Consider the following 23125-nt stretch of genomic DNA (forward strand, 5'->3'; position numbering starts at 1 on the left):
TAGCCTGCCAGCCCGTCCAACCAGCTATTCAGCCAGCCGAGATGCGTGAGCCGTTCGACTCACCCACCCCCGCAAAAAACTTAACCGCCCGTATTCGCGACGATAAAGTCCTTCACACGCTGCGCATCCGCCGGCAGCACTTCGAATCGCTGCGGCAGCGACTCCAGCCCCTCGAACGCGGCCGGCCGCTCCGGTTCGCGCAGCAGCGCTTCGCGGATCGTTTCGCCGAACTTGATGGGCTGCGCCGTTTCCAGCACGATCATCGGAATACCCGGCTGCAGATGCTCGCGCGCCACCTTCAGGCCGTCGGCCGTATGCGTGTCGATCATGGTGTCGTAGCGCTCGAACACGTCGCGGATCGTTTCCAGGCGGGTCTCATGACTGCTGCTGCCCGACACGAAACCGAACTCCCGCACACGCGCGAAATCGCCGCTCGCGGCGAGGTCGAAGCCGCCCTTCTCTTCAACGTCGCGGAACAGTTGCAGCACGCGCGCCGGATCGCGACCCAGCAGATCGAACACGAAACGCTCGAAGTTCGAGGCCTTCGAAATATCCATGCTCGGGCTGCTCGTGTGATACGTCTCGGCGGCCTTGCGCACACGGTAGATGCCGGTGCGGAAGAACTCGTCGAGCACGTCGTTTTCGTTCGTGGCGACCACCAGCTTCTCGATCGGCAGACCCATCATGCGCGCGATATGACCCGCACACACATTGCCGAAATTGCCCGACGGCACCGTGAACGACACGCGCTCGTCGTTCGACTTCGTCGCGGCGAAATAGCCCTTGAAGTAGTACACGACCTGCGCGACGACCCGCGCCCAGTTGATCGAATTGACCGTGCCGATCTTGTGCTTCGCCTTGAACGCGTGGTCGTTCGAGACCGCCTTGACGATATCCTGCGCGTCGTCGAACACGCCTTCCACCGCGATGTTGAAAATGTTCGGGTCTTGCAGGCTGTACATCTGCGCGGTCTGGAACGCGCTCATCTTCTTGTGCGGCGACAGCATGAACACGCTGATGCCCTGCTTGCCGCGCATTGCGTATTCGGCGGCGCTGCCGGTGTCGCCCGAGGTCGCGCCGAGAATGTTCAGCGTCTGACCGTGTTTGGCCAGCGCGTACTCGAACAGGTTGCCGATCAACTGCATCGCCATGTCCTTGAACGCGAGCGTCGGCCCGTTCGACAGTTCCAGCAACGCGAGCGGCGCGCCGTTCTCGACGCCGAGCGTCTTCAGCGGCGTGATCTGCGCGGCGCTTTCGTCGTCGCGCACGTTGCAGTAGGTCGCGGCCGTGTAGGTCTTGCGGGTCAGCGCGCGCAGGTCTTCGGCGGGAATGTCGTCGCTGAATTTCGACAGGATCTCGAACGCGAGGTCCGCGTACGGCAGCGTGCGCCAGCGCGTCAGTTCGTCGGCGGTAACGCGCGGATAGTCAGCCGGCAGATACAGGCCGCCGTCTTTCGCAAGACCGCCCAGCAGAATCTGGGAAAAGGTGTGGCGCTCGCCGGCTCCGGCGCCGCGCGTGGAAAGATAGTTCATAGTTCGGCCTAGTTCAGCGCTTCCATGCGCAGCTTCGTGACTTGCGAGACAACGGTGCTCAATGCTTCGATCGTTTTGATCGCGGCGTTGACGTGCTTTTCGACCGTTTCGTGCGTGATCAGGATGATGTCGGTTTCGCCCTTGCCGTTCGCGTCGACCTGCTCCGATTCCTTCTGCAGCAACGCGTCGATCGAGATGCCCGTATCCGCCAGAATGCGCGTGATGTCGGCCAGCACGCCGGTCACGTCCGCCACCCGCAGACGCAGGTAGTAACCGCTCGTCACTTCTTCGATCGGCAGGATCGGAGTGCTAGACAGGCTGTCCGGCTGGAACGCCAGATGCGGCACGCGATGCTCCGGGTCGGCGGTATGCAGACGCGTCACGTCGACCAGATCGGCGACGACTGCCGACGCCGTCGGCTCCGCGCCCGCGCCCTTACCGTAGTAGAGCGTGGTGCCCACCGCGTCGCCATGCACGACGACCGCGTTCATCGCGCCTTCCACGTTGGCCAGCAGGCGCTTTTCAGGAATCAGCGTGGGGTGCACGCGCAATTCGATGCCCTTGTCCGTGCGGCGCGCGATGCCGAGCAGCTTGATCCGATAGCCGAGTTCCTCGGCGTATTTGATGTCGATCGCCGCGAGCTTGCTGATGCCTTCCACGTAAGCGCGGTCGAACTGCACCGGCACGCCGAACGCGATCGCGCTCATGATCGTCGCCTTGTGCGCGGCGTCCACGCCTTCGATGTCGAAGGTCGGATCGGCTTCGGCATAACCCAACTCCTGGGCGGCCTTCAGCGCGGTCGCGAAGTCGAGCCCGCGGTCGCGCATTTCCGAAAGAATGTAGTTCGTGGTGCCGTTGATGATGCCCGCGATGTACTGGATGCGATTGGCCGTGAGCCCTTCGCGCAGCGCCTTGATGATCGGAATGCCGCCCGCCACCGCCGCTTCGAACGACACCATCACGCCGTTGGCGCGCGCCGCTTCGAAGATTTCCGTGCCGTGCACCGCGAGCAGCGCCTTGTTGGCGGTGACCACGTGCTTGCGGTTCTTGATCGCGCGCAGCACCAGATCGCGCGCCACGCCCGTGCCGCCGATCATTTCGGCCACGATATCGATCGACGGATCGTCGACCACCGCGTTGAAGTCATCGGTCAGCGCCACCGTGCCGGCTTCCGTGCCGAGCGCCGCTGTCGCCTTCGCGGGATTGCGCACGGCAATGCGCGCGATCTCGATGCCGCGGCCCGCGCGGCGTTTGATTTCTTCCTGATTGCGGCGCAGTACCGTGAAGGTGCCGCTGCCTACCGTGCCGAAGCCCAGCAGTCCAACTTTGATCGGTTCCATGCAGCGTGTGTTTTCGATTAGAGGTTTAAAAGGGAAATCGGGCAGGCGCGTGGCACGGCGCGGGTGGGCCGCGCCCTGCTCCATATTCTGCGCTAGGCGGTGTGACGCTTGCGGTAACCGTCGAGGAAGCGTGCGATCCGGTTGATCGAATCCGCGAGGTCGTCCAGGTTCGGCAGGAACACGACGCGGAAGTGATCCGGCGTCTTCCAGTTGAAACCGGTGCCCTGCACGAGCAGCACGCGCTCTTCCAGCAGCAGATCGAGGATGAACTGCTGGTCGTCCTGGATCGGGTAAATCTTCGGGTCGAGGCGCGGGAACATGTACAGCGCCGCTTCGGGCTTCACGCAACTCACGCCGGGGATCGCCGTCAACATGTCATACGCGAGTTCGCGCTGTTTGTACAGGCGCCCGCCCGGCAGGATCAGGTCGTTGATGCTCTGGTAGCCGCCCAGCGCGGTCTGGATCGCGTACTGGCCGGGCACGTTCGGGCACAGGCGCATGGAGGCCAGAATGCCGAGTCCTTCGAAATAGTCTTTCGCGTGACGGCGGTTCTCGCCGGCGGTGAGGCCCGAGATGAACATCCAGCCGGCGCGGTAGCCGCAGGCGCGGTAGCTCTTCGACAGGCTGTTGAACGTGACGGTGAGCACGTCTTCGGAAAGCGACGCGAGCGCCGTGTGCTTCTTGCCGTCGTAGACGATCTTGTCGTAGACCTCGTCGGCGAAGATCACGAGGCCGTGCTGGCGCGCGATCTCGATCAGGCCGAGCAGCAGTTCGTCCGAATACAGCGCGCCGGTCGGGTTGTTCGGGTTGATCACGACGAGCGCGCGCGTATTCGGCGTGATTTTCGCGCGGATGTCGTCGAGGTCGGGCATCCAGCGATTCGACTCGTCGCAGATGTAATGCACCGGCGTGCCGCCCGACAGGCTCACGCCGGCGGTCCACAGCGGATAGTCGGGAGCCGGCAGCAGGACTTCGTCGCCGTCGTTGAGCAGCCCCTGCAGCGCCATCACGATCAGCTCGGAGGCGCCGTTGCCGATGTAGATGTCGTCCAGTTCGACGCCATGCACGCCTTTTTGCTGCGTGTAATGCATGATCGCCTTGCGCGCGGCGAACACGCCCTTCGAATCGGAGTAGCCCGACGAACCCGGCAGGTTCAGGATCATGTCCTGAATGATCTCGTCAGGCGCTTCGAAGCCGAACGGCGCGAGATTGCCGATGTTCAGCTTGATGATGCGGTGACCTTCTTCTTCGAGCCGTTTCGCATGTTCGAGGACGGGCCCGCGAATGTCGTAGCAGACATTCAACAACTTGTTGGACTTGAGTATCGGTTTCACGGCGGGCACGGGATCCTGGTTGATGACTTGGGCGAACCAGCGCGGGCGCGCAACGCCGGGCGGTTCGCCGATACGGGGAATTCGGTCGCGATTCGGTCGCAGTCCGGCGCGATGTGGCCGCGATTCGGCCGGCGACGACCGCCAGACGCGGATTGCACCGCCTTGACCGGCTGTGGGTCGAAACACAGCCGAAAGGCGCGCGAAAGCGGCAAAACCAAGGCAGGTAGCCGGTAGGTCGCGCCCCGTATCGTCAACGCGGCTTGTGGCGGCGGATCGGCGAGGGGCGCCGCAAGGCGGCTAAAAAGTTATAATTTAGCGGATTTTGGCCGACTTCCGCAATGCACCAACCGCAACGGCAAGCCTTTTCGGCCCTTTTGAGCGCTGTGGGTCGCGCTGTGGGCCGCGTTGGCCCTCCCGTGTCCTACGACTCGCGTCGCCCCGCCCCGCCTGCGTCCCGTGCGGCCGGGTCACGGCCTCGCAAGATGTCCCACGACGACTTCGGAAAACGAATTTGAAATTACATCAGGATGCCAGCGGCGCCCTCAACACCGTCACCGGTTACGGCGCCGACTACGTCGAAATCAATCTGGTGCGTCATTCGGGCAGCATTCTCGTGCTGCCCAACGCGCCGGTCATTCCTTGGCCCGTCTCCTCGTTCGACCAGTTGAGCGCCGAGCATTTCGCCATGCTGGTCGACGCCGCGCCCGAAGTGGTGGTGTTCGGCAGCGGCGAACGGCTGCGTTTTCCGCATCCGCGGCTGACCGCCGCGCTCACCGCGAAGCGCATCGGCGTCGAAACCATGGACTTCAAGGCCGCCTGCCGCACGTACAACATTCTGATGGCCGAGGGCCGCAAGGTCGCGGTCGCGTTGCTGATCGAAGGCTAGCGGAGCCGCGGGCGCGGGTTGGCGTCCGGTTGGCGCCCTTGTGCGGCGGCGACGGGTCGATCCGGCTCGCGTACGGGCCGTAGAGAAAGCGGGCGAACGTTTCCCTACCCGCCATCCAGCAAGTTCACGCAGCTAAACAGACCGCCCACCCTGGTCGCGCCGGGGCCAATAACGTACACTGCGCGCCATCGGAACCGGGCGCCGTTTCCCAACATTTCCAGACAACACCGCTTCGCCGCCCCGCGCGGCGTCGCCAAACAGGTTAAAGAACCCATGAACGATATGCCGTCGAGGCTACCGCTCAACCGCACGACGATCCTGCTGCTCGTGCTGGCACTCGCCGCGATCTGGTTCGTGCCGCTCGGCTGGCGCCATCTGCTGCCGAGCGACGAAGGCCGCTACGCCGAAATGGCGCGCGAGATGTTCGTCACCGGCGACTGGATCACGCCGCGCTACAACGGCTACAAGTACTTCGAGAAACCGCCGCTGCAAACCTGGGCGAACGCGCTGACATTCGCCTGGTTCGGCATCGGCGAATGGCAGGCGCGGCTTTATACGGCGCTGACGGGCTTTGCCGGCGTGCTGCTGATCGGCTTCACCGGCGCGCGCGTGTTCAACGCAGCGACCGGCGTGTTCGCCGCGATCGTGCTGGCCACGTCGCCGTACTGGAACCTGATGGGCCACTTCAACACGCTCGACATGGGCCTGTCGTTCTGGATGGAGCTGACGCTATGCGCGCTGCTGCTCGCTCAGCGCCCCAACCTGCCAACCGCGAACGTACGGGCGTGGATGTGGGTGTGCTGGGGCGCAATGGCGCTTGCGGTGCTGTCCAAGGGCCTCGTCGGCCTGATCCTGCCGGGCGCGGTGCTGGTGCTCTACACGCTGATCGCGCGCGACTGGGCCGTCTGGAAGCGTCTGCATCTGATCGGCGGTCTGATCGTGTTTTTCGCGATCGTCACGCCGTGGTTCGTGCTGGTGCAGCAACGCAACCCCGAATTCCTGAACTTCTTCTTTATCGTCCAGCAGTTCAAGCGCTATCTGACGCCTGAGCAGAACCGGCCGGGACCGTTCTACTACTTCGTGCCGGTGCTGCTGGTGGGCTTTCTGCCGTGGCTATCGGTGACCGTACAGAGCCTGCGCCACGCGCTGCGCCTGCCGCGCCAGCCGAACGGCTTCGCGCCCGTCACGATGATGCTGGTGTGGACCGGCTTCATCTTCCTGTTCTTCAGCGCGTCGCACTCCAAGCTGCTGTCGTACACGCTGCCGATCGCCCCGCCCATCGCACTCGTGATCGGCATGTACCTGCCGCTCGTCACGCGCGACCAGTTGCGCCGTCATCTGGCCGGCTATGCGCTGTTTCTCGTCGTGGCCGCGTTCGGCGCGCTGTTCATGACGCGTTTCGGCAGCGAGCGCAATCCCGCCGAGCTGTACGCCGAATACCGTAGCTGGGTGCTGGCGGCGCTCGGCGTGGCGTTCGTGCTAACGCTGGCTGCGTTGTGGCTGAACCGCCGCAGCCGGGCCGGCAGCCTCGGCGCGCTCGCCACCTTCGGCGCGGCGTGGCTGCTGCTCGGCACGATTGCCGGCACGGGGCACGACGTGTTCGGCAGGCTGAGTTCCGGCGCGCCGCTCGCGCCCGCCATCAAGGCCGAGATCGCCAAGCTGCCGCCGGACACGCCGTTCTACTCGGTCGGCGTGCTCGACCATACGCTGCCGTTCTACGTCGACCATACGATGATCATGGTCGCGCACCCCGACGAACTGGCGTTCGGCATTTCCGTCGAACCGCAGAAGTGGCTGCCGAGCGTCGACGCCTGGGTCGAACGCTGGAAGGCCGACCGCTACGCGCTCGCGCTGATCCCGCCGTCCACCTACGAGCAGTTGCTCAAAACCGGGCTGCCGATGCAGGTGATCGCCCAGGACTCGCGCCGGGTCGTGGTCGCGAAGCCGCTGGCGCCTGCGGGCACGGCGCCGGCGCTGGAAAAACCGCAATCGTGACCCCATCTCAGGATCAGATCGTTCAATGAATCCGATTTCTCTCTTCTGTATCCTCGCCGGCGTGACGTTGAACGCCTGCGCGCAGTTGCTGCTCAAAGCCGGAACGAATGCCGTTGGACACTTCGAATTCACCCGTGCGAACATCCTGCCCATCGGTTTCCGGATCGCGACCCAGCCGCCGATCATCGCCGGGCTGGCCTGTTATGTGATCAGCCTCGTCGTGTGGATCGTCGGCCTGTCGCGGGTGGACGTGTCGATCGCCTATCCGATGCTGTCGCTCGGCTACGTCGTCAATGCGTTCGCGGCGTGGTATCTGTTCGGCGAAGTCATGTCGGTGCAGAAGCTGATCGGGATCGGCGTGATCCTGATCGGCGTGCTGATCCTGGCGCGCAGCTAGGCGTCATGGCCCGGCAGCGGTGTGCCGGGCCCGATTTATTACCGTTTATTGCCTGCGCGGCCCGGTGGCTCAGCGGCTCAGGTCGACGGCGCACTGACTTCGAAAAGAAGCCGTCGGCGAACACATGGAGCGGCCCACCACGCCGGCTCAGCAAGACGTAAGCTTGACCGCGGTATGCTGCGCGGTTGCACCTTTTTTAGTTGTGGCCTTGGGTTTGTGCGGACTTTGTGGTTTACTGCGCGCCCTCTGGCTGACAAGCCTTTCAATCGAGCGAAGCATTCATGACCCAGCCAACCGTGCCGTTTTTGCCGTTTGTGAAACCCGAGATCGATGAAGAAACGATTCAGGGTGTCGCCGAGGTCCTGCGCTCCGGGTGGATCACCACCGGTCCGCAGAATCAGCAGTTCGAGGCGGCGCTCTCCGAGTTCTGCGGCGGCCGTCCGGTGCGCACGTTCAATTCCGGCACGGCGACGCTCGAAATCGGGCTGCGCATTGCCGGCGTGGGCGAAGGCGACGAAGTCATCACGACGCCCGCGTCGTGGGTCTCGACCAGCAACGTGATCTACGAGGTCGGCGCGACGCCGGTATTCGTCGACATCGATCCGGCCACGCGCAATATCGACCTCGATCTGCTCGAAAAGGCCATCACGCCGCGCACCAAGGCGCTGATTCCGGTGTATCTGTCGGGTCTGCCGGTCGATATGGACCGTCTGTATGAAATCGCCCGCGCGCACAAACTGCGCGTGATCGAAGACGCCGCGCAAGCGTTCGGCTCAAGCTGGAAAGGCGAGCGGATCGGCAAGCTGGGCGACATCGTGTCGTTCAGCTTCCACGCGAACAAGAATCTGACTTCGATCGAAGGTGGGGCGCTGGTGCTCAACAACGAGGAAGAAGCGATCCTCGCGCAGAAGTACCGTCTGCAAGGCATCACGCGTAGCGGCTTCGACGGCATGGATTGCGATCTGCTGGGCGGCAAGTACAACCTGACGGACGTCGCCGCGCGCGTCGGCCTCGGTCAGTTGCCGCATATCGAGCGATTCACCGCGCAGCGCCGCAAACTGGCGCGGGCGTACTTCGACGGCTTCGAAGGGGGTGCCGCGGTCAAGCTGGGCTTGGGCCTGCCGCTTGCGGACTTCGACAACAGCAACTGGCACATGTACCTGGTCACGCTGCCGCTCGAGAAACTCTCTATCGACCGCGCGGGTTTCATGGGCGAACTGAAAGAGCGCGGCATCGGCTCGGGCGTGCACTACCCGGCGATCCATCTGTTCTCGCTGTACAAAGCACGCGGTTTCCGGGAAGGCATGTTCCCGCACGCCGAGCGCTACGGCGCGAGCACCGTCACGCTGCCGCTCTTCACGCAGATGAACGAAAGCGACGTGGCGCGGGTCTGCCGCGCGGTCAATGAAATTTGCGAACAATACGGAAAATAAGCGGAAATGAGTTATTCGGAACATCGCGCTGTCGCACCGGAAGTGTCGATCATCATCCCGGTGTACAACGAGGAAGCCGGGCTGGCCGCGCTGTTCGCGCGTCTGTACCCGGCGCTCGACGCGCTCGGCACCGGTTATGAAGTGATCTTCATCAACGACGGTAGCCGCGACAAATCCGCCGCGCTGCTCGCCGAGCAGTTCCGCGCGCGCCCCGACACCACCCGCGTGATCCTGCTGAACGGCAACTACGGCCAGCACATGGCGATCCTTGCGGGCTTCGAGCAATCGCGCGGCGAGATCGTCATCACGCTCGACGCCGATCTGCAGAACCCGCCGGAAGAAATCGCCAAGCTGGTTTCGAAGATGCGCGAAGGCTACGACTACGTCGGCACGATCCGGCTGCAGCGCCAGGACAGCCTGTTCCGCCGCAAGGCCTCGCGCGCGATGAACCGGCTGCGCGAACGCATCACCCGTATCAAGATGACCGACCAGGGCTGCATGCTGCGCGCTTACAGCCGGCACATCATCGACACGATCAATCGGTGCGGCGAAATCAACACGTTCATTCCGGCGCTCGCGTACACCTTCGCGCAGAATCCGGTCGAAATCGAAGTCGCGCACGAAGAGCGCTTTGCCGGCGAATCGAAGTACTCGCTGTATTCGCTGATCCGCCTGAATTTCGACCTCGTGACCGGTTTTTCGGTGGTGCCGCTGCAGTGGCTGTCGTTCATCGGCGTGATCCTGTCGCTCGGCTCCGCGGCGCTGTTCGTGCTGCTGCTGATTCGCCGCTTTATCATCGGCGCGGAAGTTCAAGGTGTGTTCACGCTGTTCGCCGTGATCTTCTTCCTGCTCGGCGTGATCATCTTCGCGCTCGGGCTGCTCGGTGAATACATCGGCCGGATTTATCAGCAGGTGCGCGCGCGTCCGCGTTATCTGGTGCAAACCATTCTCGAGCAGCGCGACGGTACGACCGTGGCCGAAGCGCCGCGTCAGGCCGTCGTGCAGGCCGTGCAGGCCGCGCCGCTGGTCGACCAGGGGCCGAATCCATGAAGCCGCGCGCCGTCGTATTCGCGTATCACAACGTCGGCGTGCGCTGCCTGCAGGTCCTGCTCGCGCGCGGCGTCGAGGTGGCGCTGGTCGTCACGCATGAAGACAGCCCGGCCGAGAACATCTGGTTCGGCAGCGTCGCTTCGGTCGCAGCCGAACACGGCATTCCGGTCGTCACGCCGGCGGATCCGAAGAGCGCCGAACTGCGCGCCGCGGTGAGCGCCGCGCGGCCGGACTTCATCTTCTCGTTCTACTACCGCCACATGTTGCCGGTCGACCTGCTGGCGCTCGCCGCACGGGGCGCTTACAACATGCACGGCTCGCTGCTGCCGAAGTACCGCGGCCGCGTGCCGACCAACTGGGCGGTGATCCACGGCGAAACCGAGACCGGCGCGACGCTGCACGAAATGGCCGCCAAGCCCGACGCGGGCGCGATCATTGCGCAGACGCCGGTGCCGATCCTGCCCGACGACACCGCTGCGCAAGTGTTCGACAAAGTCACGGTGGCCGCCGAGCAAACGTTGTGGCGCGTGCTGCCCGCCTTGCTGGCCGGCGAAGCGCCGCATCTGCCGAACGATCTCTCGCACGGCAGCTATTACGGCGGACGCAAGCCGGAAGACGGCCGCATCGACTGGACGCAATCCGCGCAGCAGGTCTACAACCTGATCCGCGCGGTCGCGCCGCCCTATCCCGGCGCGTTCACGGATTTCGACGGACAGCGTTTCATCGTCGCGCGCGCGCGCCTGGCCGCGCCCGGCGCGCTTCGCTCGGATTTGCCCCCGGGCCTGCACGTAAGCGATAATGCCGTTTTCGCGATCTGCGGCGACGGTCGCGCGATCACGATCCACGAGTTGCGGCGCCAGCTCGACGGCAGCGAAACTGTCGTCACGCCGGCCGAATTCGCCCAGCTCACTCAGATTCCCTCCCAAATTCCTCGCTCCTCATGAAAAAAGTCCTGATTCTGGGTGTGAACGGCTTCATCGGCCATCACCTGTCCAAACGCATTCTCGAAACGACCGACTGGGAAGTCTTCGGGATGGACATGCAGACCGAACGTCTGGGCGACCTCATCAATCATGAGCGGATGCACTTCTTCGAAGGCGACATCACGATCAACAAGGAATGGGTCGAGTACCACGTCAAGAAATGCGACGTGATCCTGCCGCTGGTCGCGATCGCCACGCCCGCCACGTACGTGAAGCAGCCGCTGCGCGTGTTCGAACTCGACTTCGAGGCGAACCTGCCGATCGTGCGTTCGGCCGTGAAGTACGGCAAGCACCTCGTGTTTCCGTCCACGTCCGAGGTCTACGGCATGTGCACGGACGAGCAGTTCGATCCGGAAGAATCGCAACTGTCGTACGGTCCGATCAACAAGCCGCGCTGGATCTACGCGTGCTCGAAGCAGCTGATGGACCGCGTGATCTGGGGTTACGGCATGGAAGGCCTGAACTTCACGCTGTTCCGTCCGTTCAACTGGATCGGCCCGGGCCTCGACTCGATCTACACGCCGAAGGAAGGCAGCTCGCGCGTGGTCACGCAGTTCCTCGGCCATATCGTGCGCGGCGAGAACATCAGCCTGGTGGACGGCGGCGCGCAGAAGCGCGCGTTCACGGATATCGACGACGGCATCGGCGCGCTGATGAAGATCATCGAAAACAAGGACGGCATCGCCACGGGCAAGATCTACAACATCGGCAACCCGACCAACAACTTCTCGGTGCGCGAGCTCGCGCACAAGATGCTGGCGCTCGCGGCCGAGTTCCCGGAATACGCGGAACTTGCAAAGAACGTGCAACTGGTCGAAACCTCGTCGGGCGCGTACTACGGCGCCGGCTATCAGGACGTGCAGAACCGCGTGCCGAAGATCGACAACACGATGCAGGAACTCGACTGGGCGCCGAAGTCGACCTTCGACGAAGCGCTGCGCAAGATTTTCGAAGCGTATCGCGGCCACGTCGGCGAAGCCCGTGCGCTCGTCGAACAGCAATAAGGGCTGATCCTTGGCCCGTATCGTTCTGAAGATCGACGTCGACACGCTGCGCGGCACCCGCGAAGGCGTGCCGAATCTCGCACGCATCTTCGACCGCTTCAAGGCGCGCGCCACTTTCCTGTTCAGCCTCGGGCCCGACCACACCGGTTGGGCGATGCGTCGCGTGTTGCGGCCGGGCTTTCTGAAGAAGGTGTCGCGCACCTCGGTGGTCGAACATTACGGCGTCAAGCAGTTGATGTATGGCGTGCTGCTGCCCGGTCCGGACATCGGCGCGAAGGCGTCGGCGGAAATGCGCGCGATCCACGAAGCCGGCTTCGAGTGCGGCATTCATACGTGGGACCACGTGTACTGGCAGGACAACGTGCGCGCGAAAGACCGCGCATGGACCGCCGCGCAGATGGGCAAGAGCCATGACCGTTTCGTCGAAGTATTCGGCGCGCCGCCGGTCACACACGGCGCGGCCGGCTGGCAGATGAACGGCCACGCGTTCGAGCAGATCGACGCGTGGGGCATGCGTTACGCGTCCGACGGCCGGGGCCGTTCGCCGTATCTGCCGGTGGTCGACGGCAAGACGCTCGCGCATGTGCAGATGCCCACCACGCTGCCCACGCTCGACGAAGTGCTCGGCGTGGACGGCGTCGATCTGCACAACGTCGCCGCATGGATGCTGAAGCACACCGAAAACAATCCGCACGATCAGGTGTTCACGCTGCACGCGGAACTCGAAGGGCAAAAGCTCGCGCCGATTTTCGAACAGCTACTGGACGGCTGGCGCGCGCAAGGTCATACCTTCGCGACCATGGGTGATTACTACGCCACGCTAGACCGCGACACGTTGCCATCGTACCCTGTTACGTGGGGCGAACTTCCAGGCCGCTCCGGCGAGTTGATTGTCCAGCCCTGAGCGGACCGCCAACCGTCGGCAGCCCGCCTGACGAACCGGCCGCCGCGCGAGACCATGCCGCGCGCCAGCCACATCCCCCAGCCTCGATGCCAGGCCGACGCCGCCACAGCCCTGCTGCGGCGCCGGCCATAACAACCGGAGAACCTCGTGCCCATCGCAGTCGACCAACCCATCCCCGACTTCACCGCCCCCGCTACCGGCGGCGAGATCACGCTGTCCAAACTGCGGGGCAAGAAGGTGGTGCTGTATTTCTATCCGAAGGACAACACGCCGGGCTGCACGACCGAAGGCCTGCAGTTCCGCGACCTGTATCCGAAGTTCAAGAAGGCCGGCGCGGAAATCCTCGGCGTGTCGCGCGACAGCCTGCGCTCGCATGACAATTTCAAGGCGAAGCTCGAATTGCCGTTCCCGCTGATCTCCGATCCGGAAGAAGCGTTGTGCGCGCTGTTCGGCGTCATGAAAATGAAGAAAATGTATGGCAAGGAAGTACGGGGAATCGAACGCTCCACGTTCCTCATCGACGCTGAAGGGGTGCTGCGCCAGGAGTGGCGCGGCGTGAAGGTGCCCGGCCACGTCGACGATATTCTGGAGGCTGTACAAGCGCTTTGAGGCGCGCTATATTGGGCCGCAATGAGTGCCTGTCCACCCCAAATTTTTCGCCGCTGCGCCAGACTCGACGGCCGTTTTACCGGATCTGCCGGTGCTGTCGGAGTCGTGAGGCGCAACGCGAGCATTGAAGGCGAGCCGCTTGCCCCGTACGCCGGGGCGGCGGCTTTTTTAATTGCGCGCGGCCGTTCGTTCACTCGGCTGCGTGCTTCCGTTAAGGAGCCGATCGAAACCCAGGCGAACCGGCATCTCTAGACCGAATGCGCGCCTCCGGGCGCAAACTGCGTGCGCACTCACTGGCACCAGCAGAATGCGACAGGCGGCGCACGATATGTGACCCGATTAATTCGAGGGAAACCATGCCTTTGCCTACTCCCCCCAGCAAGCTCGGCAATCTCCTGCCGCCTGACGAATACAAGGCCAAAGCCGCTACGCCGGCGCGCTCCGCCTCGAAGAAACAGGCTGGCGACGGGGAAGCCGCAGAGTCGGCCGATTACGGCCGCGCGAACGTCGCCAAGCCAATGGCGAATGCCGCCAATGCCGCGACCACCTTGCGGACCGTGCCGGCGTCGTCGGCAACCCCTGTTGCGAATGCTTCCGCGGAGCAAGCTGCTCCGGCGCGCGGCCGCAAAACGAAGCAAACCGCTGCCCTGTTGCAGCCGGTTCCCGCCGCCCGCCCGCACGCCGAGCCGGCCGCACCCGCAGCACAACCGGTGGTGGCGCGCGCGCCGAGCGCGAAGCAGGCCGACGCCGCCGCACCCGCAGCCGTTGCGCCCGCCACACGCGGTGCCGGCAAGAAACGCAGCACGAGCGCCGATCCGGCCGAAGTGCAGAAGCTGTTCGTGCTCGACACGAACGTGCTGATGCACGATCCAAGCTGCCTGTTCCGGTTCGAGGAACACGACGTCTATCTGCCGATGATGACGTTGGAAGAACTCGACAACCACAAGAAGGGCATGTCGGAAGTCGCGCGTAATGCTCGCCAGGTGAGCCGTACGCTGGACGCGCTGGTGGCCAACGCCGGCAATATCTCCGACGGCATTTCGCTCGCCCGTCTGGGTAGCCGCGAGGCGTCAGGACGTCTTTTCTTCCAGACCACGCTGGCCACCATCGAACCGGTGGAAGGTCTGCCGGAAGGCAAGGCCGACAACCAGATCCTCGGCGTCGTGCGCGCGTTGCAGCGCGACCGGATGGATCGCCAGGTCGTGCTGGTGTCGAAAGACATCAACATGCGCATCAAGGCGCATGCGCTCGGCCTGCCCGCCGAAGATTACTTCAACGACCAGGTGCTCGAAGACAGCGATCTGCTGTACTCGGGCATCCGCGCGCTGCCGCAGGACTTCTGGACCAGGCACGCGAAGGGCATGGAGAGCTGGCAGGACACCAAAACCGGCACCACGTATTACCGGGTGACGGGTCCGCTGTGCGCATCGATGCTGGTCAACGAGTTCGTCTATCTGGAGCCGCAAAACGGCGAACCGGCGTTCCATGCGCTGGTGCGTGAGTTGAACGGCAAGACCGCGTTGCTGCAAACCTTGCGCGACTACGGCCACCACAAGAACAACGTGTGGGGCATCACGGCGCGTAACCGCGAGCAGAATTTCGCGCTGAACCTGTTGATGAATCCGGAGATCGACTTCGTCACGCTGCTGGGTCAGGCCGGTACCGGCAAGACGCTGGTCGCGCTCGCGGCCGGTCTGGCGCAGGTGCTCGACGACAAGCGCTACAACGAGATCATCGTGACACGCGCCACGGTGCCGGTCGGTGAGGACATCGGCTTCCTGCCGGGTACGGAAGAGGAAAAAATGCAGCCGTGGATGGGTGCATTCGACGACAACCTCGAAGTCCTGCAGAAAACCGACGACGCCGCCGGCGAATGGGGCCGCGCCGCCACGCAGGAGTTGATCCGTTCGCGCCTGAAGGTGAAGAGCATGAACTTCATGCGCGGCCGCACGTTCGTGGACAAGTATCTGATCATCGACGAGGCGCAGAATCTGACGCCGAAGCAGATGAAGACGCTGGTCACGCGCGCGGGCCCGGGTACGAAGATCATCTGTCTGGGCAACATCGCGCAGATCGATACGCCGTATCTGACCGAAGGCAGTTCGGGGTTGACGTACGTGGTCGACCGCTTCAAGGGCTGGGCGCACAGCGGGCACGTCACGCTGGCGCGCGGCGAACGTTCGCGGCTTGCCGATTACGCGTCGGAAATTCTTTAAGTTTCAATTAGTTAGAATTTTTCAGAAGCCGCCTCCGGAATCTTCCGGAGGCGGCTTTTTCATTGCCGACGCGTTTTGCGCAGAGCAACACTTAGCGCATGAACTTCAAGTAATTTGTCAAGACTTCTTGCCGGAGCGATGCGCGACGGGCTACTATCCCGAAATCGTCCGCCGTTAAACGAGCGTTTACCCGCTCTCCTCGTCTTCATGCGCCGACTCGCCCTTTCCTTGCTGACCGTTCTGCTGCTTGCCGCCTGTGCCGGCGCGCCGCAGAAGACGTCGTCGCGTGGCGCGTCGGGCAGTTCGATCGTCGTCGCCAATGGCGCTTATCATGCGCCGCCGCCGGGCTTTCCGAATTTCGTCGATCACAGCATCGGCCGCGAGGAAATCTCCATTCAGGCGATGGGTCTGGTCGGCATTCCCTACCGCTGGGGCGGGAATACGCCGGATAGCGGCTTTGATTGCAGCGGACTGGTTCGTTATGTCATCGCGAGGGCGGCTTCGGTGAATCTGCCGCGCACCACGGCGGATATGAGCGGACGCGGCGAGTCGATCGAACCGGACGAGATCGCGCCGGGGGATCTGATTTTCTTCAACACGACGGGACGGCCGCATTCGCATGTCGGCATTTATGTCGGCAAGCTGCGCTTCGTCAATGCACCGTCGACGGGCGGCACCGTGCGGCTCGATTATCTGACCAACCCTTATTGGGCCAAGCGTTTCGACGGGATTCGCCGGGTCGCCGCACCGGCCGCAACGCCGGCGCCGTTCGATACGCCGAGCTATCAGGCCGCGACGCCGCAGCCTGAGCGGGTTGCGCCGGCTTATGCGGGGGTGGCGGCGGGCGCTGCGATGCCGGCAGCATCGGTGGCCAAGGCTGCGGTATCCGCACCGCCGCCGGCTTATGCCGCGGGCGTGCAGCCGGGGCAGTCGGCGCAATGGCAGGCGCAACCGCCGTCATCACCGTCGTGGTCACAGCCGGCGACTCGCGTCGCGACGGCGCCTCATGCGCCATTGACCGCCGAGGCGCAACCCGTCGCAGCCGCAGCGACTTCGCAAGCCGATCCGTTCGAACCGCCGCCGCCCGGCATGAGCGCCGCGCAAATCCAGGCCCGCGCAGCGGGCGCTGTGTCGCCGGCGCCGGTTCCGGCCGCTCAAGCCAGCGCGTATGACGGCACGCTCGGCACAGCCCCCGCTCAGCAGGCGATGACCTCACGCGCCATCCCGCAGACGGCGTCCACTCGTGCGCCCGACCCGATCGACGCCGCCGCGGATGCGTTCGAACCGCCGCCGCCCGCATCGGTGGCCGCACGTCAGGCTCAGCAGGCGCAGCGAGCCGATGCGAATGACGGCGTGCAGATCATGCGAGCCTCGACGGCCTCGCGCGGCATCCCCGCTCCGACGCAAACCACCGACGACCCCATCGCCCGCTTCGCCAACAGCAACTTCTAAGCGTCCTTGCCTTGTGCGCGGATTCGTCGGCGCGGTGGGTGGCTGCAGGCATAAAGCGCCCCGCCACACCCGCGCCGCCGATCTGCTATCGTCATCGATATTCTTCCGACAGCGGGTGGTGACGATGGATCTTGGGCTGAAAGACAAGGTGGTATTGATCACAGGCGGCAGCAAAGGAATCGGCCTCGCCTGCGCCCGCGCGTTCGCCCTGGAAGGCGCCAAAGTCGCGATCGTCTCACGCGATCCGGCCAACCTCGCGCGCGCTTACGAGCAGTTAAAGCAGGAAGGCCTGCACGTACACCGAACCCGCGCCGATCTGCACGAGCCGCATAGCGCTGCGGATATCGTCGAAGAAGTCAGCAGCGCGGTCGGTCCGATCGACGTGCTGATCAACAGCGCGGGCGCCGCGCGACGCTACGATCCGGAAACGCTCGATGCCGACGCGTTCCGCGCCACCATGGAAGCGAAGTATTTCCCCTACATCTACCCGCAGCAGGAAGTGCTGCGGCGCATGGCCGATCGCGTGAAGGCCAACAGCGGCGCCGAACCGGGCACGATCGTGAATATCATCGGCATGGGCGGCAAAATCGCGAGCGACATCCATATTGCGGGCGGCGCCGCGAATGCCGCGCTGATGCTCGCCACCGTCGGCCTGGCGCACTACTACGCGCGCTACGGCATCCGCATCAACGCGATCAATCCGGGAGCGACGCTGACTGAGCGCGTCGAAGAAGCGGTCAAGCTGGAAGCGACCCAGCAAGGCATCGAAAGCGCGGAAGCGCTCGCACGAGGGCAAGCCAAGGTGCCGCTCGGTCGCTATGCCAAACCGGAGGAAATCGCCGACGTCGCGCTGTTTCTGGCGAGCCGCCGCGCGAGCTATGTGACGGGCGCGATTGTCCCGATGGATGGAGGCAGCGCGCCGCTGATCTGAGCGACGCGCTGTTATTCGAGCGTCAATTACCGAAGGAGCGGCGCGCGTGAAACGCCCGCTGCCCTTACAACAAACGGTGGCCGAGCCACCAGGCGAGCGCGGAGAGCGCAGCGGAGGCCGGAATCGTCAGAATCCACGCCCAGACGATGTTCCCAGCCACACCCCAACGCACCGCGCTCAGCTTCCGCGTTGCGCCGACACCGACGATCGCGCCGGTGATCGTATGCGTGGTGGACACCGGAATGCCGAGCCACGACGCGGTAAACAGCGTGATCGCCCCACCCGACTCCGCGCAAAACCCGCCGACCGGCTTGAGCTTGGTGATCTTCTGCCCCATCGTGCGGACGATCCGCCAGCCGCCGAACAGCGTGCCGACACCCATCGACAGATAGCAACCGCCGATCACCCACAGCGGCGGCGCATCCGCGATTGAGGACGCATACCCGGTCGCGATCAGCAGCATCCAGATAATGCCGATGGTTTTCTGCGCGTCGTTGCCGCCGTGGCCGAGGCTATACAAACCCGCCGACACCAGTTGCAAACGCCGAAAGCGCCGATCGACCTTGCTGGGCGGCGTGCGGAAGTAGATCCACGAAACCGCCAGCATGAAAAACGACCCGAGTACGAAGCCGAGCAGCGGCGAGATAAAGATGAACGCGACCGTCTTCATCAGACCGTCGAGATTCAGCGAACCCCAGCCCGACTTGGCCAGCGCCGCACCCACCAGTCCGCCGATCAACGCATGCGACGAGCTCGACGGAATGCCGTAATGCCAGGTGATGATGTTCCAGCCGATCGCACCGACCAGCGCGCCGAAAATCACGTAATGGTCGACGATCTGCGGGTCGATCGTGCCTTTGCCGACGGTCGCGGCCACCTTCAGGTGGAACACGAAGTACGCGATCACGTTGAAGGCCGCCGCAAAGGCCACCGCCTGCTGCGGCTTCAGCACGCCGGTCGACACGACGGTCGCGATCGAATTCGCCGCGTCGTGAAAACCGTTCATGAAATCGAAAATCAGCGCGACGGCCACCAGGCCGGCAACGACCCAGATAGCGAGTTGTATCGATTGCATTATGCGTTTTCCAGCACGATGCCTTCGATGATGTTCGCTACGTCCTCACACTTGTCCGTGATCGTCTCGAGCAATTCGTAAATTGCTTTCAGCTTGATCAGGGTCTTGACGTTGTCTTCTTCGCGGAACAGTTTCGACATGGCCGAGCGCAGCACGCGGTCGGCTTCCGATTCCAGCCGGTCGATGTCCTCGCAGGCCTTGAGGATCTGGCTCGCCTGCTTCATGTCCGACAGCAGGCCGACGGCGAATTGCACGCGCTCGGAAGTCGCCGTGCAGATGTGCGCCAACTGGCTCGCCTCGGAGGTCACAGCCTGCACGTCGTACAGCGAAATGGCAGTGGCGACGTCCTCCATCAGATCGAGGATGTCGTCCATCGTGGTGATCAGCTTGTGGATTTCATCGCGATCGAGCGGCGTGATGAAGGTCTTGTGCAGCAGGTCGATGGTTTCGTGCGTGAGCTTGTCGGCAGCCTTTTCGGCTTTCTGCACGTTCTGCTTGTGGGTCTCGGCGTCTTGCAGATTGTCGATCAGCAGTTCCAGCTCACGGCTTGCTGAGACGATGCACGCTGCGTGCGCATTGAAAATTTCAAAGAACTTGCCCTCGGTGGGCATGAATCGACCGAACATTGGGATCCCGAAAATTGGTCACGGTATGGCTGACATAAAACCGCCACATTGTACCGTTCCGAGTCCCTGATCACACTTTCGAAAGCGCCGTTACAACAGGCGCTGCGCTTAGCGCTTCCCTTCTCGGCGGATTTCCCGTGAGCTTTCAGCGGGGGTTCCGCGGGCGTTGACGAGGGTGTTGCCGACGCCGCTTACCGGCCTGCCCGATCAATCGCTGTAGAAATTCTGCGCGCCGGCAAAGTTATCGAACTTCGTGAATTGACCATGGAACGTGAGCCGAACGGGACCGATCGGACCATTCCGCTGCTTGCCGATAATGATCTCCGCGGTGCCCTTATCCGGACTGTCCGGGTTGTAAACTTCGTCGCGGTAGATGAACAGGATCACGTCCGCGTCCTGCTCGATAGCGCCGGATTCGCGCAAGTCGGACATGATCGGCCGCTTGTTCGGGCGCTGTTCGAGACCCCGGTTGAGCTGGGACAACGCGATCACCGGCACGTCGAGTTCCTTGGCAAGACTCTTCAGCGAACGCGAGATTTCCGAAATTTCGGTCGCGCGGTTTTCACCGGACGACGACGAACCGCTCATCAGCTGCAAATAGTCGATGATGATCAGCCCGAGCTTGCCGCACTGCCGCGACAACCGGCGTGCGCGAGAACGCAGTTCCATCGGGTTCAAACCACCGGTTTCGTCGATGAAAATCTGCGCCTCGCTCATTTTCTGCACGGCGTGCGTGAGCTTCGGCCAATCCTCGTCGGTCAGACGGCCGGTACGCATGCGGTGCTGATCCAGCCGGCCGACGGAGCCGAGCATACGCATGGTCAGTTGCGAACCCGGCATTTCCATCGAAAACACCGCGACCGGCAGGCCGTACTCGACCGCCACGTATTCGCCGACGTTCATCGAAAACGCCGTTTTACCCATCGACGGACGGCCCGCGACGATGATCAATTCGCCGCCGTGCATGCCCGAAGTCATGCGGTCCAGATCGACGAACCCGGTCGGCGTGCCGGTCACATCGCTCGGATTGGCGCTGTGGTACAGCGTGTCGATCCGCTCGACCACTTGAGTCAGCAGCGGCCCGATTTCGAGGAAGCCTTGCGTGCCACGCGCACCGTCTTCGGCAATCGAAAACACCTTCGATTCCGCCTCGTCCAGCAACTGGCGAACTTCCTTACCTTGCGGATTGAACGCGTCCGCCGAGATTTCGTCGGCCACGGACACCAACCGGCGCAACACCGCGCGATCGCGCACAATTTCCGCGTAGCGGCGGATATTGGCCGCGCTCGGCGTGTTCTGTGCGAGGGCATTCAGGTAAGCGAGGCCGCCGACTTCTTCCGCCTTGCCCGACGTGCCGAGCGCCTCGTACACCGTGATCACGTCGGCCGGCCGCGTGGCCGCGATCAGCTTGCCGATGTGTTCGAAGATGAGGCGGTGGTCGTAGCGGTAAAAATCGCTCTGCGACAGGAAGTCGGCGATGCGGTCCCACGCCGCGTTATCGAGCAGCAGGCCGCCCAGCACCGATTGCTCGGCCTCGATCGAATGCGGCGGGACCTTCAGCGACTCGATTTGGGGATCTTTGGACGGTGCGTTCATGGAGAGGAATTATCGGGTAATCGGGCAGCGACGGCGAGGGGAAAAGCTAAAAACCAGGCACAAAAAAAGGCAGGGGCCGGTCACCCGGCCCCTGCCTTTTGCCAGCAACTTCCTGGCCAATACGACTTTGATGCTTAGACGTGTTCGCCGATCACAGCCACCGTCACATCGACGAGAACGTCGGTGTGCAGCGAAACTTGAACTGCGTGTTCGCCAACCAGCTTCAGCGGGCCTTCCGGCAGACGCACTTGCGCCTTTTCCACTGCGAAGCCTTGCTTGACCAGTGCGTCAGCGATGTCGGCGTTCGTCACCGAACCAAACAGACGGCCGTCAACGCCAGCCTTCTGGTTGATCTGAACCGTCGAGCCTGCCAGCTTTTCGCCTTGAGCCGTAGCAGCCGCCAGCTTTTCAGCGGCGATCTTTTCGAGTTCAGCGCGGCGAACTTCGAATTCAGCCAAAGCTTCCTTCGTTGCACGGCGAGCTTGCTTTTTCGGGATCAGGAAGTTACGTGCGTAACCGTCCTTGACCTTCACGATGTCGCCCAGGTTACCCAGATTGACGACTTTTTCCAGAAGAATGATTTGCATTCGGATGCTCCTTATCGCGTCGTCGGGTTAGGCCTTGTGCTGGTCGGTGTACGGCACCAGCGCGAGGAAACGTGCGCGCTTGATTGCCGTATCCAGCTGGCGTTGATAATGCGACTTCGTACCCGTGAGACGCGCCGGCGTGATCTTGCCGTTTTCGCCGATGAAGTCCTTCAGCGTGTCGAGGTCCTTGTAGTCGATGTGATCGACATTAGCGGCCGTGAAACGGCAGAACTTCTTGCGCTTGAAGAGCGGATTTTGTTGCTGACGACGCTTGTCGAATTTCTTACCAGTCGGGCGGGGCATGTTCAGTCCTTTCCAATGTCCTGCAATGCTGTGATGTGAAATACCAGAGTTCTTGCGTTGCGGTGCTTTTTCGCCAGAAAGCCGGTGAAGAGCGTTTCCACGCCCATCTGACAGCTTTCGAGCTTACCGCTCGCCTCGCCTGCCGCTACCGCCTGCATGGTCAGTTCGACTTGCCGGGTAATACCGGCTTCGACGACTTCCGTGCGGTGGTGCAACGTGCAACCTGCAATCGGAACGCCGGCGGGGGTGTACCGCACCGGTTCGCGTTCGACGACGCTGGCCGTGAGTTGCAGCCGATTCATGGAGCCTTGGGCAAAAGCGACGCTGGAGTCTCTGGTAGCTTAAATAGTGTGTCTTAAGCCTGCGCTTCAGACGGTTGCGTAGCAGCCGACTTCTTGGCTTCTTCGCGCTGCACTTCCTTCATCATCGGCGACGGGCCGGTTTCGGCCTTCTTCAGCTTGACGATCAGGTGACGCAGAACAGCGTCGTTGAACTTGAATGCGTGTTCCAGCTCGTCGAGCGTGGTTTGGTCGCATTCGATGTTCATGCAGACGTAGTGAGCCTTAGCGAGTTTCTCGATCATGTAGGCCAGTTGGCGACGGCCCCAGTCTTCGATACGGTGGATCTGGCCACCGTGCGAGGTGATCGTGGACTTGTAACGCTCGATCATTGCGGGCACTTGCTCGCTTTGATCCGGGTGCACGATAAAGACGATTTCGTAATGACGCATATTCACTCCTTGTGCTGACTTATGGATTTAAGCCACCCGGGCGTCGAACCGGTGTGGCAAGTGAGAAGCCAAAGAGTGTAACCCGAATGGGGCCGGGTTGCAAGATATCCCGTTAATCCGCGGCCCGAATCGGGTGTGTTTT

The 23125-nt window shown here is 63.0% G+C and carries 22 protein-coding genes; 12 read left to right on the top strand and 10 right to left on the bottom strand.

The genetic code is table 11. The annotated features are described in order from the left end of the window. Positions 1-80: 80 nt before the first annotated feature. From thrC to GGD40_RS03885, 3 genes are all read right to left on the bottom strand, one after another. Positions 81-1532, bottom strand: coding sequence for a threonine synthase (gene thrC, locus GGD40_RS03875; protein WP_179742829.1), 1452 nt, complete (start codon positions 1530-1532; stop codon positions 81-83). A gap of 8 nt (positions 1533-1540) precedes the next feature. Beyond that, positions 1541-2872, bottom strand: coding sequence for a homoserine dehydrogenase (locus GGD40_RS03880; RefSeq protein ID WP_035550505.1), 1332 nt, complete (start codon positions 2870-2872; stop codon positions 1541-1543). Positions 2873-2964: 92 nt separating this feature from the next. Then, on the bottom strand, positions 2965-4215 hold the full coding sequence (locus GGD40_RS03885) for a pyridoxal phosphate-dependent aminotransferase (protein ID WP_373565254.1): 1251 nt from the start codon (positions 4213-4215) through the stop codon (positions 2965-2967). A 502-nt stretch (positions 4216-4717) separates the two neighbouring features. On the opposite strand from GGD40_RS03885, the gene GGD40_RS03890 reads away from it, so the two are divergent. From GGD40_RS03890 to GGD40_RS03945, 12 genes are all read left to right on the top strand, one after another. Next, a complete protein-coding gene (locus GGD40_RS03890; RefSeq protein WP_176058079.1) occupies positions 4718-5092 on the top strand; it encodes an Mth938-like domain-containing protein in 375 nt (124 codons plus the stop codon). Positions 5093-5365: 273 nt separating this feature from the next. Beyond that, positions 5366-7087: a glycosyltransferase family 39 protein gene (locus GGD40_RS03895; RefSeq protein WP_179742831.1), complete on the top strand. Its 1722-nt coding sequence runs from the start codon at positions 5366-5368 to the stop codon at positions 7085-7087. 25 nt (positions 7088-7112) lie between these two features. Continuing rightward, positions 7113-7484 (top strand): SMR family transporter, encoded by a 372-nt coding sequence (locus GGD40_RS03900; protein ID WP_176058077.1) that lies wholly within the window; start codon positions 7113-7115, stop codon positions 7482-7484. A 281-nt stretch (positions 7485-7765) separates the two neighbouring features. Beyond that, positions 7766-8917, top strand: a complete 1152-nt coding sequence (locus GGD40_RS03905) for a DegT/DnrJ/EryC1/StrS family aminotransferase (RefSeq protein WP_179742832.1) — start codon at positions 7766-7768, stop codon at positions 8915-8917. 6 nt (positions 8918-8923) lie between these two features. After that, on the top strand, positions 8924-9967 hold the full coding sequence (locus tag GGD40_RS03910; RefSeq protein ID WP_035550521.1) for a glycosyltransferase: 1044 nt from the start codon (positions 8924-8926) through the stop codon (positions 9965-9967). Next, positions 9964-10911, top strand: a complete 948-nt coding sequence (locus GGD40_RS03915; RefSeq protein WP_179742833.1) for a formyltransferase — start codon at positions 9964-9966, stop codon at positions 10909-10911. Before GGD40_RS03910 ends, GGD40_RS03915 begins: the two co-directional genes overlap by 4 nt. Further along, complete coding sequence (locus GGD40_RS03920) at positions 10908-11954, top strand: bifunctional UDP-4-keto-pentose/UDP-xylose synthase (RefSeq protein ID WP_179742834.1); 1047 nt, start codon at positions 10908-10910, stop codon at positions 11952-11954. Before GGD40_RS03915 ends, GGD40_RS03920 begins: the two co-directional genes overlap by 4 nt. A 10-nt stretch (positions 11955-11964) precedes the next feature. After that, a complete protein-coding gene (locus GGD40_RS03925; protein WP_179705080.1) occupies positions 11965-12858 on the top strand; it encodes a polysaccharide deacetylase family protein in 894 nt (297 codons plus the stop codon). A gap of 147 nt (positions 12859-13005) precedes the next feature. After that, positions 13006-13467: a peroxiredoxin gene (locus tag GGD40_RS03930; protein WP_179742835.1), complete on the top strand. Its 462-nt coding sequence runs from the start codon at positions 13006-13008 to the stop codon at positions 13465-13467. A gap of 356 nt (positions 13468-13823) precedes the next feature. After that, positions 13824-15683 carry a PhoH family protein gene (locus GGD40_RS03935; RefSeq protein WP_179742836.1) on the top strand — a complete coding sequence of 620 codons (1860 nt, stop codon included), beginning with the start codon at positions 13824-13826 and terminating at the stop codon, positions 15681-15683. A gap of 207 nt (positions 15684-15890) precedes the next feature. Further along, positions 15891-17135, top strand: a complete 1245-nt coding sequence (locus GGD40_RS03940; protein WP_179742837.1) for a C40 family peptidase — start codon at positions 15891-15893, stop codon at positions 17133-17135. Between the two features lie 124 nt (positions 17136-17259). After that, complete coding sequence (locus GGD40_RS03945) at positions 17260-18066, top strand: SDR family NAD(P)-dependent oxidoreductase (RefSeq protein ID WP_179742838.1); 807 nt, start codon at positions 17260-17262, stop codon at positions 18064-18066. 64 nt (positions 18067-18130) lie between these two features. On the opposite strand, the gene GGD40_RS03950 is transcribed toward GGD40_RS03945, so the two are convergent. The 7 genes from GGD40_RS03950 to rpsF form a co-directional block, all read right to left on the bottom strand. Further along, positions 18131-19141, bottom strand: a complete 1011-nt coding sequence (locus GGD40_RS03950; protein WP_179705089.1) for an inorganic phosphate transporter — start codon at positions 19139-19141, stop codon at positions 18131-18133. Continuing rightward, entirely contained in the window at positions 19141-19767 is a 627-nt protein-coding gene (locus GGD40_RS03955) for a DUF47 domain-containing protein (RefSeq protein ID WP_035550545.1), read from the bottom strand. Before GGD40_RS03955 ends, GGD40_RS03950 begins: the two co-directional genes overlap by 1 nt. 207 nt (positions 19768-19974) lie before the next feature. After that, positions 19975-21363, bottom strand: a complete 1389-nt coding sequence (locus GGD40_RS03960; RefSeq protein ID WP_179705091.1) for a replicative DNA helicase — start codon at positions 21361-21363, stop codon at positions 19975-19977. Positions 21364-21497: 134 nt separating this feature from the next. Beyond that, positions 21498-21950, bottom strand: coding sequence for a 50S ribosomal protein L9 (rplI, locus tag GGD40_RS03965; RefSeq protein WP_179705093.1), 453 nt, complete (start codon positions 21948-21950; stop codon positions 21498-21500). A gap of 27 nt (positions 21951-21977) precedes the next feature. Then, positions 21978-22253 (bottom strand): 30S ribosomal protein S18, encoded by a 276-nt coding sequence (gene rpsR / locus GGD40_RS03970; RefSeq protein WP_035550554.1) that lies wholly within the window; start codon positions 22251-22253, stop codon positions 21978-21980. A 2-nt stretch (positions 22254-22255) separates the two neighbouring features. Continuing rightward, a complete protein-coding gene (gene priB, locus GGD40_RS03975) occupies positions 22256-22555 on the bottom strand; it encodes a primosomal replication protein N (RefSeq protein WP_035550556.1) in 300 nt (99 codons plus the stop codon). A 53-nt stretch (positions 22556-22608) separates the two neighbouring features. Beyond that, positions 22609-22983, bottom strand: coding sequence for a 30S ribosomal protein S6 (rpsF, locus tag GGD40_RS03980; protein ID WP_035550559.1), 375 nt, complete (start codon positions 22981-22983; stop codon positions 22609-22611). Positions 22984-23125 lie beyond the last annotated feature (142 nt).

It is taken from the genome of Paraburkholderia bryophila (assembly GCF_013409255.1).
Classification (GTDB): domain Bacteria; phylum Pseudomonadota; class Gammaproteobacteria; order Burkholderiales; family Burkholderiaceae; genus Paraburkholderia.